This window comes from uncultured Nostoc sp. (genome assembly GCF_964245445.1).
GTDB lineage: Bacteria > Cyanobacteriota > Cyanobacteriia > Cyanobacteriales > Nostocaceae > Nostoc.
In genome coordinates, this window is record NZ_CAXTNE010000212.1 from 1 (window position 1) to 14,658 (window position 14,658).

The window sequence follows — 14,658 nt, forward strand, 5'->3', positions numbered from 1 at the left end:
TCGCTACTATCCACATCTGGATTCACAAAATATTATTAGTGGGATAGGTTCATAGTCTCCTGACGATTTTCACCCTGGGGAGCAGAACCATAAGTATAACCGCCATTATAGTTAACTATCTCAGTCGTAATCGTCTCACCAAAATAGAATGGGGTAGTCGTTCCCGCTCGACATGCATACTCCCACTCCGCCTCGCTGGGTAAACGATAGTTCTTGTTAGTCATGAGTGACAGGTTTTGACAAAACTTGACTGCATCATTCCAACTTACTTGTTCGACAGGTCGATTAGCCCCTTGGAAGTAAGAGGGGTTGATTCCCATAACTGCTTGATACTGTTCTTGCGTGACCGTAAATTTACCCATGAAAAAAACTTTAATGGTCATAGGATGCTGCGGTCCCTCATTTGTGTTTCGCTCTTTTTCTCCTAGTGGTGAACCCATGAGAAACTGACCGCCAGGAATTTCTACCATCTCCAGTGTGTTGCCGTTACCAAGGTCTTCTATAAAATAAATTGCCTGACCAGGACTGATTGTGGTAATGTTTCCTTGCTTATCTACCTTCATGACTTCAAACTGGAAGGTTTTTAAAGCTAATTCCTTAGTATTTAAACTTTTTGTAGGTAATGCTGGAGTCTCATTCGGGGACGGTACTGGAATATTATTTGCCGGAATAGATGAGTTTGATGGCAAAGCTTTTCTTGGAGCAGAGTTGTTGAGCAAGAGTTTCTCAACCACAATTGCAAAGCTAAAACTAGCTCCCATTAACCCCACGGTTTGAATAACTCTGCGCCGCGACCAATTAACTGATTGTTGTGGTCGTGTTGGCGGTGGAGGCAGTTTTTTTGAAAGGTCTTGTAGCACTTCGGTTGCGTTAGCGTAGCGTAAACTGTAATGACGACGCACCATCTTGGTTAACACATTAGCTAGATGCTTGCTTACTTGTGCTTGATGACGCCAGAGAATTTCACCTGTTTTGGCATCCTCTTCAAAGTCCACTGCCGAAACACCCGTCAATGCTTGAATCAACGTTACTCCCAAGGCATATATATCACTAGCAAATATGGGTTTAGCATTCTTTTGCTCATTAGGCATATAGCCAGGAGTACCTACTATAACGCTAGAAGTCACCTTACCTTGTACATTTACTATTAGAGTGCTAAGTTCCTTGACTGCCCCAAAGTCAATTAGAAAAATCTTTCCATCCCGATGCCGCCGCATCAAATTCTCAGGCTTGATGTCGCGGTGAATTACCTGCTGATTATGTACGAAGGACAAAACTTCCAAAACATCTTGTAATAGCTTAGTGACATAACTTTCACTTAACTGCTTACCTGGAATGATTTCTGCCTTTAGATCATGTCCTTCAATAAATTCTTGAACAATATAAAGATTGTTATTTTCTCTGAAATGCGCCAATAATTGAGGAATTTGGGAATATTTACCCAACTTTTCCAGAACAGTAGCTTCTGTTTCAAAGAACTCCACAATCCGAGGTTCAGTACGTTCAGGACGTAATTGCTTGACAACACATAACGGCTGACTAGGTTGTAGACAATCCTTTGCTAGAAAGGTAATCGCAAAGCCGCCGCCACCCAATTCTCGAATAATTTCGTAGCGTCCAACCAGCATGCCCACAACAATTTTATACTCCTAAAAATCTGATGATCGGTTACATCCATTGAGGAGATTTCCCCTGGAGCCGATGACGTGTTATTCATATAATATTTTAGCGCTCGCCTGTATATGTTCTTGAAGTGCTTGCTGTTTTTGTGGAGTGATTGATCGGTAAATACACTCTTCTATTAGCTATCCTGCCTGATTTTTACCCTCTTTGCAAAAAACTGGGATGCTCGCGATCATTTTTCTCTCACCAGAGATATAAAAGAGCGCTAATAGAGGTACTTAAGAAATATCCAGCGCCTTCTTTGGAACATGTGGCACTTCAATTTGAGATATCCTTCTTTAGTTCTGCAATATCATTTTCCTTGTTTATGTGAGGAAATTAGAATCAGACTTCTGTCTGATCTCTTCTGCTTTAAACTGCCTTTATATAGAGTTATATAGCCTATATCTAAGTAGTTGCTTAAAAGTATGGCTGTTTTTTGCCTTTCTCCCTCTACCCCAATTTGAGATTATCTTCTTTCAACGTTGTGCTAATTGGATAGGCACTCAGAAGGGTGCAAAACCAACCAATATTTTTTAGACGACAAGTCTAGAAAATAAATGTTTATTGATGTCTTAACCTATACACTCAATTATTATGAGACAGACCTCTATGCAGAATCCATCCAACGATATTGACCCTTCAGAGCAAAAGTTACGGGAGGCACTCGAACAAGTAGAAGTAAGCGATGCCTCCGACGGGCTACGCCTACGCCTATCGCCCCAGCCTGAATGGATCGGGACTCACTCAGCCAAAACTCCATCGGTTAGGCCTTCTCAGATCGCAATAAACACCGGCATCAACGCAGAACCATTGTCAACACAAATCTCTGAAAATGCGACCATTATGCAAGTCGCAAGTCCTCTTCCAGAAGCAGAAGCAAGAAATGACAAGACCGTTTTGCAAAGACTACCGAACCCAAGCCCCCAAGACTCTCCTTTTTCAGAATTGGTCAATCATGTATCTCTCTCGCCGCAAAAACCTAGAGCGGTAGAACGGATCGGCTCTTCATCCCAACCTACCCGAACCGTTGAGGCAGTAAGCCCTACGCCAAATACCATTGCTCAATTTTCTTTAGAGAATGATTCTAAAAATCTTAATGCTGCTAGGGTTGGTGTAGTTCAAAACCATGATAACACCATTGTCCAATACTCAGATTCAGTCATTCAAAACCTAACAGATCGAACTATTGTCCAATACTCGGACTCAGCCATTCATAATCCAGCAGGTCAAACGGTTTATCAAGCAATGCGGCCATTGTCTACTGATCTGGATCAAACGGTTTTTCAATTTGGGAAGCCACAATCTTCAGTGTTAATGCCTGCGGAGATTGTGCCAAAAAATCGGGCGTATGTTCAAATATTCCATCCAAGTATTTTTCAGGATGTGTTTCGGACATCAGGCTCGTTTACCTCGCGCTTTATAAGTATCACAGGGCAATTTTTTGATTCAATCTGGAGGAAGATTGACTTAAAGCAACTACAATCTCGTTTTCATCTAGGCAGACAGCTAGCTGTTGCAAAGACTTTAAAACAGCCATCTTCAAGCCACATCAATCGTTCTACTCATAACGTGATGCTTTCAGAAGAGCCGCCTAACTCGGAACAGTATCAGAAAAAACTGCGGGAGTTGGATCTTTGTCGACTTTCTTTTGCCAAAGAGTTGGCTAGAAATGGTAAATTTCGCAATGCGCGAGCTATGGCTGAACAAATTTCTGAGACGAGCCACTTTTTTAAGGATGCCCAGATGCTGATTCAAAGTTGGAAGTAATTTTAAGGAACTGCCTTTGGGAATTTGAAATGCGACTTTTGTCTGTTTTTATGCTTCATTAACCATTTTAATATGGGCTTACCCACGGAAATACGCACATCATAGTGTAGCGGTCGTCTGAGCCTGTCCTTGGGAAGTTAACATCCATCAATGATTCGGTAATGTCCATGTCCCAAAACTTTAGTCATACAAACTTAACCTACACAGATTTTGAGTATAACCGTCTAGCACAGTTAGCTCAAGGATATCTCAACAATCCGGTGCTAATGCATCAATTATGCGATCGCGTTTACGAAGGACTTCACGCAGATATCAAAATTCAGAGAGAAAGAATCGGTAACTCTAGTATAGGAAGACAATAAAATGGCTACACAGCAATCCAATTCTCATGTTGAGAACTACGTTACAACCAACCGATTCTATATAGAAATTGGGAAAAGTATAGTTGCCTCATTTTCAGAATGTTCAGGCATAAGTATTGAAGTGGAAAAGGAGGTATATTACGAAGGTGGCGTAAACGAGCAGCAAAGAATTAGTTTAGGACACACTCGTTTTTCAGATATTACACTAAAGCGGGGGACAACTGATGATCATACCTTTTCGGAATGGTTAAGCGAATTATTTGAGCAAAAAACGCGGCGACGCAACGTTAATATTTTGACATACAACCAAGCTGGAGAAATCATGAAGAGCTGGTGCCTGATTGGTGCCATTCCAGTAGGGTGGAAACTCCCTAGTTTAGAGGCTGATGGGAATACGGTTGCAGTTGAAGAATTAACTTTAGCTTTTGAGGGTTTGAAAATTGGGAAGCAATCTGCTGGTGGCGATGCAGTCTCTAGGGATGCGAAGGGATATTTTGGTGAAAGCGCCTGGAAATGAATGTAAGTTGGAAGTTTAATCATGAGTGAGTTTAAGCCCCCGATTGATTCCAAATCTTCAGAGCGCTCTAACGGCCCTTCTGACGATGGTGTAGACAACGAAGCAGATTTCAAGACGGTTCATGACCTATTGCGACAGCTCAATCAAAGTAATGCTGCCAAGACATCAACCGATCGCTCGACACAACAGTCTAGTATTCAAGACTTACTGGCTTATGACAACGATCGCTATGATCAACGTGCTAAAGTGTCGCTAACCCAAGACTTGACGCAGCTTCCACCGGGTACTTTTGCGCCCCAAAACCCCATACTTGAGGAAGTACTAACTCCAGCCGTGAATACTGTTGAGCAAGGAGTAGAAGATTTAGAATTGCTTGCACAGATAGTTTGCGATCGCATCAGTCCGCGTCTAAATCTTGAGATGGAACGTAGAGGCTTCCATCAAAGCAATCGGATCTTTTCGCAAAAAACGATTACAACCCATCACACTTCCTCAAAATCTGAACAAGTACCAGATGTACTGGAACGGCTGGTTCAGGAAATCGAGCAGCTTTTGCACCACCGTCTAATCCATGAGCGCGAACGACGGGGACGATCTGTAGGCTGTTTACCCTGGTAATTTTAATGCATTCAAAGAATTGAAGAAAACGCAATGAAACTTGAAAAAGCAAAGCTGATGGTTCATAGTGACCCTAGCGGACAGGCGAAAGATATTGAATTCATGTTTAATCCGTCAGAACTTGATTTTACTAGACGAATAATTTGGGATAGTGATGTAGGCAATCGAGGAAGCACTTTATTGCCAAAGGTTAATTTTTCTGGAGTAGAACCCTATTCATTTACATTACAGAATTTATTATTTGATACTTATGAAAAAAAGACATCTGTTCTTAAGGAATATATTAACAACATTAAAAAGGGTGCGACAGCTCGTAGCAATACTCTTACTCGCCCGCCAGTGTATATCTTAACCTGGCACGATAGCTATTTTCACTGCGTTATGACGAGTTTGAACTATCGACTCACCCTATTTCTGGCTGATGGCACCCCGGTTAAAGCGATCGTTAATATTGGACTCCAAGAAGTCGATCCTGAAAATATACCGGGGGGAAAGCTACCTACAATAGGAGCTATTGATAACAAACTTACTAAACACTAAAACCTGCTAAAGGTTATCTCAATCCAAGAACCTATCCCACCTGTCAAGGGAACAATCTCTAAATTTTTGCCTAACAACACTGAGAGTATCTTCCAATGTCTACCAAAAATAGTCAAACCCTTTATTTATCCAAGCCTATACTCAAACTGGGTGGAGTCGATGCCCCGGATGACCTAATGGGGGACATTCTAGAGATCGTTGTGGATGAAAGCTTACATACGCCAAGTATGTTTATCATCAAAATCCATAATGTCTATGTTGCCGCAAGCGAGAACAGCAAGCCTTGGAAAAACGAAAAGTACTTTAATATTGGCGATCAAATTTCGATTGGATTTGAGGCTGCTACAACAGAAGATCCTGAATTTTTGTCGTATGCAATAGAGGAGCGGTTAATTGAGGGCGAAATTACAAGTATTGAAGTCAAATTTGCCAATACATCTGAAGCGCCTATCATCGTGCGCGGCTATGACTTTTCCCATCGACTTCATCGGGGTCGCTACAGCCGATCTTTCTTAAATTGTACGGATACCGATATTGTGCGACGTGTTGCTGAAGAAGCGAGAATTAGAATTGGTCAATTGGATGCCAGTGGTGTCACCCATGAGTATGTTTTTCAAGAGAATCAAACCAATATGGAATTTCTGCGGGAGCGCGCTGCAAGAATAGGATTTGAACTCTTTGTGCAGGACAAGAAGCTTTACTTTCGTAAGCCCAAAAGTGGAGAACTTCTTGATCTGGAGTGGCTTAAGGATATTAGGAGCTTTGATGTAAAAGTTACCAGTGCTGAACAAGTCAGTTCGGTAGAGGTTAATAGCTGGGATTATAGTAATAAAGAGTTAATCTCAGAAACCGCTTCAAAGGAACAGTTGGTCACGGAGACGGGAAATGGCGACGGGAGCAGCATTAGTCAGAAGTTTAAAATGAAACAACCTCCTAAAATGATTGTGGTAGACCAACCTGTAGATACTCCAAAAGAAGCAAAACAGATGGCTCAGGCCCTTTGTAATGAACTAAGTGGAGAGTTTGTGACTGCTGATGCCAAAGCTGTGGGAAACCCTAAAATTCGACCGGGCAAAGTGGTTACACTTGAAAATATGGGAACTCGCTATAGCGGCAAATACTACGTAACAGGAACCTGTCACCGCTACATCCATAGGAATTACACAACTGATTTTACAGTTCGAGGGCTGAGAGAAGGTAGCTTACTTTCTACACTACCGCCCAAGACACATCTCCAACCTGGCCAAACTTTCTTAGTGGGTCTGGTGACTAATAATAATGATCCAAAAGGTTGGGGGCGCGTTAAAGTAAAATTCCCTACCTTAACTATGAAGGATGAAAGCCATTGGGCTAGGGTGGTAGGACTAGGAGCAGGCAATGAAAGAGGATTTTATTGCTTACCTGAGATCGACGACGAAGTTCTGGTTGCCTTTGAGCATGGAGATATTCATCGACCCTATATTATTGGTGGAGTTTGGAATGGTAAGGATAAAACAGTTGAAACTGTGGATGATACCGTTAAAAACGGTCAAGTGAGACTACGCACCATAAAAACCCGGACAGGGCATATGGTTCAGTTTGTCGAGGAAGACAACTCAGACTCCAAAGCAGGAATCTACATTACGACCACGAATGGTCAGTGTGTCCATCTTAACGATAGTGAGGGATGTATAGATATTAAAACTTCTGGAATGATTAATTTGAATGCTCAAGGTGAACTCAGCGCAGGGTTAACATTACCCAGTGCAATCAACATAGAAGCAGCAGCCCTTCCAATCAACATAAGCTCATTACTCGGTGGAATCAACATAGAATCAAAAGTCGGTCCAATCAACATAGAATCAGCAGTCGGTGGAATCAACTTAGCTTCAGCCACTAAAATCACTATGGAGGCACCAGTTATTGCAATGCTAGGGGCTGTCACTGTTGACGGTCTAGCAGTTATGGTTGTACCAGCGTAAGAAGATTATTAGCCTACAATCTAAGCTCCTAGAATCTAAAAAATACTACAGAGGGAGAGTATAAATCTTTCTCGCTCTAAAATAGTATTGCGATCGTGGGGTTATTGCGTCGAAAATAGTCATTTTTGAACGTTAGTCAAGGACGTTGAATGACTAAAGCTCTTCTCTTAGAAGAGCTTTAGTCAGGCTTATTCTTGTATAGTTCCTCACTTGAAACCCTTAATCTTACTGGGTTTATTTATACAACAGCGCCTGCTTCAGACTGTAAATCTATCGTCTGTTTGCGTTTCCAAGCAAAATATAGGATATTTATTCCTAACTCTTGAGCGGTTCTTATGTCAGTTCGCGATCGCTGCAATTCTTCATCTAAACCCCATAATCCGCCCAGATTGCCGATCGCCAGAATAATTCCCCCGCCAGATAAGAGTTGAATTCTAGTTTGATCTATTATTGGCAACGCAGAAAATAGAAACGGCTTTATCCGCAAGGGATGGTCGCGACGGGCTTCTTGTAAAGACTTTAGTGGTGTTTGCAAATGTTGAGCTAGTGCCTGGACTGATTGAATCAGTTCTGTACTCTCAACGGAGGCATCGACCAGCAAAGTGCCCCCCGACTTCAGGTAGCTTTCAAGGTTCGAGAATTGATGGTTGTTTAACGATAAACCCTGATGCCCAGTCACATATAGCAGATCGTAAGGATGGATATCTCCATCCCAAGTAACTCGATCGACAATTTCTGCACCTTTTAAGGATGGATAGATATCTTCAACAGCACGCAATAAGTAGGTGAGATTGAAAAAATTTCGGCTACAGTCTGGATCATCAGAGTTAATTTCAGCAATTTGAACCAAGCCTTGGGGTCTTGCCTGGGCTTGACGGCGATAACGTAAATCTAAATCGCCGTATCCCGGAAAAAAGACATCGGCAGGTGTGCGAAGGATTTCCTGCTGCGATCGTCGCAGTAGAATACGACAAAGCTCCACATCTGAACGCTCAGGGGGACGGCTTCTCTCGTCAATTCTGAAAGTTTCCTGTACAACTTCCTGATCGGGGCTTCCCCCCAGGCGATCGGGATCTCGATACTGAGCAACTAAATAAACAGTGACAGGTTCCGACTCCTTCAACTCGGTTGCGATCCGAAAATTGATTTGATGAGGCACGACAATCGGATTCCCTTCTAAATCGATGGCAATTCCCGGCTGAATTTGCACCCAGCGATTGTCTCGATATTGAGCGGCAACTTCTTCTGGGGCTGGAATTACCCGTACTCCTAACCCGCAAACAATCCCTGGCTGATTGACTGACTGATAGTGAAGATTTTGGCGTTTGCGCTGATAGTCATGGGCACGTTGCCAACGCTCGGCAGTTAGGAGTAAGCCATCTCTAACTTGTTGGCGTTGCATGGGGGCGATAGTAGGGTTTGGAAAAGGATGACCCACAAAAATTTCTCCAATTCGATTGAATAAGGTTCAGGTGAATGCTTAGTAATGTTCTGTTTTTATTTGGTCTGTTTCTATCCGCAGGCTGTAGGAGCAGAATGCAGGTTTCTCCTGATCGATTATTCGCCGGACTAGCTGCTCATCGATTGGGCTATTTGGCTGGGCCCGCAAGCGGACATCAAAATGATAGGGCTTGCCACCGCCTATAACCGCATCTTCTCCCACGTAGGCTAGTCCAAATACACATCCTTGACCAAAGGGTTCGGTAATGCTGATTGATTTATCTTCTTCCCGGTCAATTTGTTCATCGAGCGGTAAACCCGTATATAAATGTAAATAAAATCGAAGTCCCTTACGGGTTCCACGACAGCGATAAATTTCTACGGCACGTCGAATGAGCCGCCTTTGATGGGTTAAATCTAGCTGTGCATCAATTGACCAGTCTACCCAGTGAGCTAGAAACGGCAGGAGCGCCTGAGGTGCAGTTAACGGGTCTAGATGCGCCCACATTGAACTGAAGCTATTCACTACCGGATCGAACGCTTGCTCAAAGATTTTGATGAAGCGATGAATGTAGTCAACTTCTTGATAAACTATCGGCAAAAAAGCAGTATAGTTGCTTTGCGGTCGAACATTTAGCTCAAAATTGGATTCTTGAATCGGATCTGGACTTGACCCTTGACTCAGGCTTTGGCTAGCATAAATCGACAGACAACCTCGAAAGTTTAGTTGGTTTCCCTTACTTCCCTGAAGGGCATCTTGACCCTCAAAAAAATCGTTAGGAATCAAAAACCATAAGTCAGCATGTCTACTTTTCTTGCCAGCTACTTCTAGCGTTACAAGGTTGATAGCAGCCTCCATTGCAGTGCCTGACAGTTGCGGCACTGAGTTATGCTCTGGGGCTGTCCCAAATTCAGGGGCAGTGGAAGCATCCATCTGCACCTGACACCATTCCAAAGGGAACGTCCCATCTAGCTTTAAGCTGAGTTGTTGAGGTTGAGACTCCCAGTTTTTAATCTCAAGGGCAACCCGACAGAGTTCTCCCGGATGAACCACAATTTCAGATTGCTGTTGCGAACCTTCTGTGGCTTCAGCTCCAAGCATTCGACTGCCTCCTTGGGAGGTGGTCTCAGAAATCTGCATAGGAGATATTTGAAGACTGGCTGATTTGGAAGTAAGTACTGGCACCATACCCTAAATCCTCATCGCAGATTGGTCTGTGCGAACATTCACATTATGTCCTGTGCGCGACTGCGGATCTGCCCAGGAGCAGAGTAAACCCAAGGAGCCGGGATCTATGTAGTTTACAGGCGTTGTTTGCCGCTGCCAAGATTCCCCATTTTTTTGAATAGGAAACAGCAAGATAGCGCCCAAATATTGAATCCCTGCTATTTGCTGAAGAAGAGCCATTATGTCTGACGGATAAAGGGGGCGACCAAAGGGCCAGCCTGTCATCTCTACGCCGCCAGTTAAAGGATTGAGGTAGCGATAGAGGGCGACTTTGATTTTGTGGATAATCTCGGCTTGAGCGCTTGGGTTATTATAAGCAGGCTCTAGGGTGACTTCGGCTTGAACCGATACGCCAACATAGTTGGGCTGCTGTAGCTGCAACTGAATGCCTAGCAAACGTCTTTCGTCTAGATAGTGCAAGACCCGATCGCGCAGAGCCGAATTTAAATTGAAGTTGTCTGGAGCAATCCCGTGTGCTAGGTCAATCAGATCGGTATTGGCTTGAGGGACGACGCACACGCTGATGCTCCCGGCAGTTTGGCTAGCAGACATGGGTAAGCACAATGCGCGGGCGATCGCACCGCCGCTGCCTTTGAGAGTTAAGGCTTCAAAATCTGATGCAGTAACGGCTCGATCGTGCGATCGCAGCATTTGAGGCGCTCTCAAGACGGCCCGCTCCAGAGACTCGGCATTGGCACCGTTGACGGCAGCTTGATAATTGGTCACGCGGTCTATATAAGGAATTGCCGTCTTCATAAAACTCAGTGTGTTCGCCTGCACGTTTCCCTGTTTACCGCCCCCGGTACGATAGGTAAACATAATTTCAGCACCACGGGGAGGAATTGCACCATACTGTTGCTCAATCATTTGAGCCTGAAGGTCTCGACTAGGCGATCGATCTGCTGGCAGCACTTGCTGTTGATAGGAACGAGTTTGCGTTTGCTTCTTAAGCGTTTGAGGTTCGCGAATCAATGGTCCAAACTGAATAGTGCCTGCCAATGTATCAATGACATAATGCCGATCCTGAGGTTTTGATTCAGCAAAGTCTTCAACCTCCTGCCAGATTTCAGGGGGCTTTCCAAGGGGAAGAACAAGCAGTTGCTCCTCTCCCCGGCGCTCCAGAATAGGCGCAGTCTCAACTTCAAAGCTCTGCCCAGGCTTCCCGTCGCTGATACCTAATATTTCCTCCTGGATCAGAACGCATTGGCTAGCTTGCACTGATCCGCCAATAGCACGTATCTCAATTGTTTTAATTCGAGGAGAATTTGAATATCCCGGCTGGCGTGCGCCAGGTTCGATGAGGGTGCAGCGAATCCAACGACCTCGGTAGGCATCAAAACTAGATGTAGGCCAGCGTTCGGGCAGATGTAGAATCACATCACCGCTCTGCTGTGAGCGATCGCCATTTCTTGTATTCTCGTTAAAGCTAAAGCCATTGGTGGTGTCGTCTGCTTCCTGCAAGAGTACCTTTATCCATGACTCGCCGTCCCAGGCTTCCCAACTGCGGGGAGGATGGTTCGGATCGATGCCTGTAGGCGTACCTTGCGCTCCTGTGAAGGCGATCGCCAACACATTTCCTTCCAAAGGGGTATCAGGCTCAATCACGAGATAAAAGCTATTGCCAGACTGGGGCTTTTGCGGAAATAGTTTGAATTCGTGATTCACTGTAAGACCGTTATGTTGACGATGCCATTCCCCGGTGTGGTCACGGAGCGATTGAGGAGTATTACCCGCCTCTGGTGCAGTCAATATATGTTTTAAGGTCGGTTGAGCGATTAACAGGTCTCGATCGGTGGTAAAAATAATGGCTTCTTGAGTTTCAGTGCGCTCTGTTGCAACTTCTGTTCCGCGTGGAATGGTGTAGTTTTCTAGTAAATGAGTGCTGAGGTAGAAAGTCAGCCTAACTTGAGCTGGGGTCGGTGGCTGTAAACGGATTCCCAATAGTTCTAGAAAGGCTATATAGTTTTTACGGGGAATTTGATTGAATCGCATCAGCATCTGGTCGGTGAGCCAAGCAAATAGCTCGACTAGAGTAATGCCAGGATCGCTAAGATTGTGATCTGTCCACTCTGGACAATAGCGGGGAATACGCAGTAGGCATTCTTCTACTAAATCGTCAAAGTTGCGATCATCCAGACGAGAACTGGGAAGCCGAGGTAAAAAGTCAAAATTCACGATTACTCCACCTCTGAAACTAAATAGAACGGGTAGACAAAACTGTAGGGGTCGGGATGAGATTTGAGGCGATAGTCAATGATAATATTGACACGCCCAGCGATCGCGTCGGGATCTGCGCGAACTTCATCAATATCAATTCGAGGCTCCCATTTTTGTAATGCTTCCAGTACGTAGATCCGAATTCTTAGTAAAGTATCTCTATTTAAGGGGGCAAAAGCTAGTTCTGATAAGCGACAGCCAAAATCAGGGCGGTAGACACGTTCGCCTAAATCAGTACGCAAAATCAACCAGATAGACTCTTTAACCTTCTGAGCTTCAGAACTTAGCTTGATTCCTCCCTGCACATTGCTTTGCAATGGGAAAGATAAGCCTGTACCTAAATACTTCTGTGGCTGCTCGTTTATTAGGTTTGCCATGCTCATTGTCCCTAAACTTCGCTTATAAATTTTAGGATATCTGGCGATCGGAGAAATTATATCAGCCGAAGGTCTATATGCTTAGAAAAAGGCTGAAAGTACACTATAAATGCACCCTAAAACTAAAATCGAAATCCTCAAGCTAAACAATAATACGAATTATAAGGAACTATCTTAAAGTCACAAGTAAATTGTTTGATAAAGAGATACGCTCTAAATTACTGTATCTAATATATGCATTATGGCTATTAGAATTTCAAAGCCTTTTGCTATTTATCAAACCCAGCAAGGTATCGAGTTGCGAGCAAACTTAGCCGAATCAACTGATGCAGAACTGATTTGCATCATTTCTCATTATGAATCAGCAGTTAGAATTGCCCGTAAAGCAGCAATAATTCGCAACTTGTCTGACCGCCACATTATGTGATATATCCCAGACAATGACAGCCGGATCGTTTTTGAAATACACAGTTTTTTCGGCAAAAATTTATATTTCGTCTTCAGACCTTTGGCTGATAGACTTTAATAATGAAAATCAATAAAATAGTGCAGATAGACGAAGAATAATTTATCAAATAATTGAGTATAAATTTTAAATTTGTCTAGCCCAGAAAGGCATCTACACATAGAAATAGAAAACTCAATCACCAATACATCGAGGAAATTATGGGTAATGAGGAGTCTAGTCTCAAAAGGAAAAAAAGTAATAAAAGAGAAGAAAGCCCACAAGGAATTGAACTTCAAACTTGGCGACCCGGAGGTATTCAAAGCAGACCTGAAAGTAGTCAGAGGAGTAGCATCTCTCTTCCTGAATCTCTACATCCTCCAGAACGGCAATTAGAATTAGTAGAGGCGGAGCTAAAAAAGCTGGAGTTTAAATACGGCCAAGGCAGTGATTGTAGGAAGTTGGCGATGGACACAATTGATTTAGCAGAAAGCAAGGGCATTAAAGCCACGCTAAAACAATTGCAGAAAGGAATGTTGGTAGAAAAAGGAACGATAAAAGGAGACACCCGACAATCAAATACCGCAGGTAAAGAGATGTGGTATTTTGAAGAACATTTTTGGTGCGAAATTAATGGGATTCAATACGACCCTTTGTTCGATAAACGGGGTAAACCGAATATGGATCTTGAGAGCGAGCGGCCAAATTACAAGGAGTGCTATATCTCGAAATTCAATTCGGGAAAAGCTATGGTTCATGAGAGCCGCCATTCCGAGATGCCGATCACTGCCGATACAGTATTTCAATCCTACGAAGAGGCAACAAAATTTGTCGATAAAAGAAATCCGAACTATAACTCAGACTCGGAAGGGTAGATATAGTTTCTGTACAGATTCTTAATGCCTTTAATTTAAATAATTCTGTCTGGCGTCTTGTGAAGGAATGGGATAACCCTGCTTAGAAACCTAAGTTTACTGACATTTCATAGTTCGCTGAACTAGTATGAAGTTAATTAAAGCCACTTTCTAATATTGTTTCAACTATAAGGTGAAAATCATGGAATCAATTGGATACTTTTTTGGTAGACTTTTCGGCGGATTTATTGATAGATTATCCGATCAAATTAGATACAAGATAACCGATATTGCTGAATCTAAAATCAGAGAGACAGTTGAGAAACCATTTAATCCAAGTGCAACAACGAGCAAGCAAACAACAACCGATCATCAAGATCAAAACCCCAAATATTAATTGAAAGCATGTCACTTGCTTGAAATAAAACTAGAGCAATTAAAACTGTCTATTAATCCCAAATAGGTAAGGATAGATAGCTCTAAATTCAAAGCAAATAATTAAAGTGATGGATGAAATACCAGATAATTACGATATGGTTTTCTAACTTTTTGGATAATCACAAGGTTTATCTAACCAAACGTGAAACTCTGTGACGTAAAGTACAGTTAAATCGTAAGGATTCAGGTGGCAGAGTATTGACAAGGGGGACACTTGAGGGGGAGTATC

The 14,658-nt window shown here is 43.1% G+C and carries 14 protein-coding genes and 1 pseudogene; 9 read left to right on the forward strand and 6 right to left on the reverse strand.

Translation table 11 applies throughout. From position 1 onward, the window contains the following. Positions 1-35: 35 nt before the first annotated feature. The gene (locus tag ACFE90_RS27385) at positions 36-1,628 is read right to left on the reverse strand and encodes an SUMF1/EgtB/PvdO family nonheme iron enzyme (RefSeq protein WP_375505572.1); all 1,593 of its coding nucleotides are present in this window, start codon (positions 1,626-1,628) and stop codon (positions 36-38) included. Positions 1,629-2,274: 646 nt separating this feature from the next. Between ACFE90_RS27385 and ACFE90_RS27390 the strand changes: the two genes are divergently transcribed. The 6 genes from ACFE90_RS27390 (at position 2,275) to ACFE90_RS27415 (ending at position 7,430) form a co-directional block, all read left to right on the forward strand. Beyond that, a complete protein-coding gene (locus tag ACFE90_RS27390; RefSeq protein ID WP_375505559.1) occupies positions 2,275-3,432 on the forward strand; it encodes a hypothetical protein in 1,158 nt (385 codons plus the stop codon). 167 nt (positions 3,433-3,599) lie between these two features. Continuing rightward, positions 3,600-3,794: a hypothetical protein gene (locus ACFE90_RS27395; protein ID WP_375505560.1), complete on the forward strand. Its 195-nt coding sequence runs from the start codon at positions 3,600-3,602 to the stop codon at positions 3,792-3,794. Between the two features lies 1 nt (position 3,795). Then, positions 3,796-4,311, forward strand: a complete 516-nt coding sequence (locus ACFE90_RS27400; RefSeq protein ID WP_375505561.1) for a phage tail protein — start codon at positions 3,796-3,798, stop codon at positions 4,309-4,311. A gap of 21 nt (positions 4,312-4,332) precedes the next feature. Continuing rightward, entirely contained in the window at positions 4,333-4,929 is a 597-nt protein-coding gene (locus tag ACFE90_RS27405; protein WP_375505562.1) for a hypothetical protein, read from the forward strand. A gap of 33 nt (positions 4,930-4,962) precedes the next feature. After that, entirely contained in the window at positions 4,963-5,469 is a 507-nt protein-coding gene (locus ACFE90_RS27410) for a hypothetical protein (RefSeq protein WP_375505563.1), read from the forward strand. Positions 5,470-5,564: 95 nt separating this feature from the next. Then, positions 5,565-7,430, forward strand: coding sequence for a VgrG-related protein (locus tag ACFE90_RS27415; protein ID WP_375505564.1), 1,866 nt, complete (start codon positions 5,565-5,567; stop codon positions 7,428-7,430). 238 nt (positions 7,431-7,668) lie between these two features. Here ACFE90_RS27415 and ACFE90_RS27420 read toward each other — a convergent pair whose 3' ends face one another. Genes ACFE90_RS27420 through ACFE90_RS27435 form a run of 4 tightly spaced genes read right to left on the reverse strand, consistent with a single transcriptional unit; the run spans position 7,669 to position 12,692 of the window. Next, a complete protein-coding gene (locus ACFE90_RS27420) occupies positions 7,669-8,868 on the reverse strand; it encodes a DUF4159 domain-containing protein (protein ID WP_375505565.1) in 1,200 nt (399 codons plus the stop codon). 42 nt (positions 8,869-8,910) lie between these two features. Continuing rightward, complete coding sequence (locus ACFE90_RS27425) at positions 8,911-10,011, reverse strand: phage tail protein (RefSeq protein WP_375505566.1); 1,101 nt, start codon at positions 10,009-10,011, stop codon at positions 8,911-8,913. 51 nt (positions 10,012-10,062) lie between these two features. Then, positions 10,063-12,273 (reverse strand): putative baseplate assembly protein, encoded by a 2,211-nt coding sequence (locus tag ACFE90_RS27430; RefSeq protein ID WP_375505567.1) that lies wholly within the window; start codon positions 12,271-12,273, stop codon positions 10,063-10,065. A 2-nt stretch (positions 12,274-12,275) separates the two neighbouring features. After that, positions 12,276-12,692: a GPW/gp25 family protein gene (locus tag ACFE90_RS27435; protein WP_375505568.1), complete on the reverse strand. Its 417-nt coding sequence runs from the start codon at positions 12,690-12,692 to the stop codon at positions 12,276-12,278. 241 nt (positions 12,693-12,933) lie between these two features. On the opposite strand from ACFE90_RS27435, the gene ACFE90_RS27440 reads away from it, so the two are divergent. The 3 genes from ACFE90_RS27440 (at position 12,934) to ACFE90_RS27450 (ending at position 14,388) form a co-directional block, all read left to right on the forward strand. Then, positions 12,934-13,119 carry a hypothetical protein gene (locus ACFE90_RS27440; protein ID WP_375505569.1) on the forward strand — a complete coding sequence of 62 codons (186 nt, stop codon included), beginning with the start codon at positions 12,934-12,936 and terminating at the stop codon, positions 13,117-13,119. 239 nt (positions 13,120-13,358) lie between these two features. Next, on the forward strand, positions 13,359-14,012 hold the full coding sequence (locus tag ACFE90_RS27445; RefSeq protein WP_375505570.1) for a hypothetical protein: 654 nt from the start codon (positions 13,359-13,361) through the stop codon (positions 14,010-14,012). Between the two features lie 181 nt (positions 14,013-14,193). Beyond that, a complete protein-coding gene (locus ACFE90_RS27450; RefSeq protein WP_375505571.1) occupies positions 14,194-14,388 on the forward strand; it encodes a hypothetical protein in 195 nt (64 codons plus the stop codon). Positions 14,389-14,476: 88 nt separating this feature from the next. Here ACFE90_RS27450 and ACFE90_RS27455 read toward each other — a convergent pair. Beyond that, positions 14,477-14,658: pseudogene (locus tag ACFE90_RS27455) on the reverse strand (hypothetical protein); the annotation flags it as partial.

Excerpts from the sequence above, each read along its gene's own strand:
- ACFE90_RS27385 (WP_375505572.1), bottom strand. The coding sequence starts at position 1,628 with ATGCTGGTTGGACGCTACGAAATTATTCGAGAATTGGGTGGCGGCGGC.
- ACFE90_RS27390 (WP_375505559.1), top strand. The coding sequence starts at position 2,275 with ATGCAGAATCCATCCAACGATATTGACCCTTCAGAGCAAAAGTTACGG.
- ACFE90_RS27395 (WP_375505560.1), top strand. The coding sequence starts at position 3,600 with ATGTCCCAAAACTTTAGTCATACAAACTTAACCTACACAGATTTTGAG.
- ACFE90_RS27400 (WP_375505561.1), top strand. The coding sequence starts at position 3,796 with ATGGCTACACAGCAATCCAATTCTCATGTTGAGAACTACGTTACAACC.
- ACFE90_RS27405 (WP_375505562.1), top strand. The coding sequence starts at position 4,333 with ATGAGTGAGTTTAAGCCCCCGATTGATTCCAAATCTTCAGAGCGCTCT.
- ACFE90_RS27410 (WP_375505563.1), top strand. The coding sequence starts at position 4,963 with ATGAAACTTGAAAAAGCAAAGCTGATGGTTCATAGTGACCCTAGCGGA.
- ACFE90_RS27415 (WP_375505564.1), top strand. The coding sequence starts at position 5,565 with ATGTCTACCAAAAATAGTCAAACCCTTTATTTATCCAAGCCTATACTC.
- ACFE90_RS27425 (WP_375505566.1), bottom strand. The coding sequence starts at position 10,011 with ATGCAGATTTCTGAGACCACCTCCCAAGGAGGCAGTCGAATGCTTGGA.
- ACFE90_RS27435 (WP_375505568.1), bottom strand. The coding sequence starts at position 12,692 with ATGGCAAACCTAATAAACGAGCAGCCACAGAAGTATTTAGGTACAGGC.
- ACFE90_RS27440 (WP_375505569.1), top strand. The coding sequence starts at position 12,934 with ATGGCTATTAGAATTTCAAAGCCTTTTGCTATTTATCAAACCCAGCAA.
- ACFE90_RS27445 (WP_375505570.1), top strand. The coding sequence starts at position 13,359 with ATGGGTAATGAGGAGTCTAGTCTCAAAAGGAAAAAAAGTAATAAAAGA.
- ACFE90_RS27450 (WP_375505571.1), top strand. The coding sequence starts at position 14,194 with ATGGAATCAATTGGATACTTTTTTGGTAGACTTTTCGGCGGATTTATT.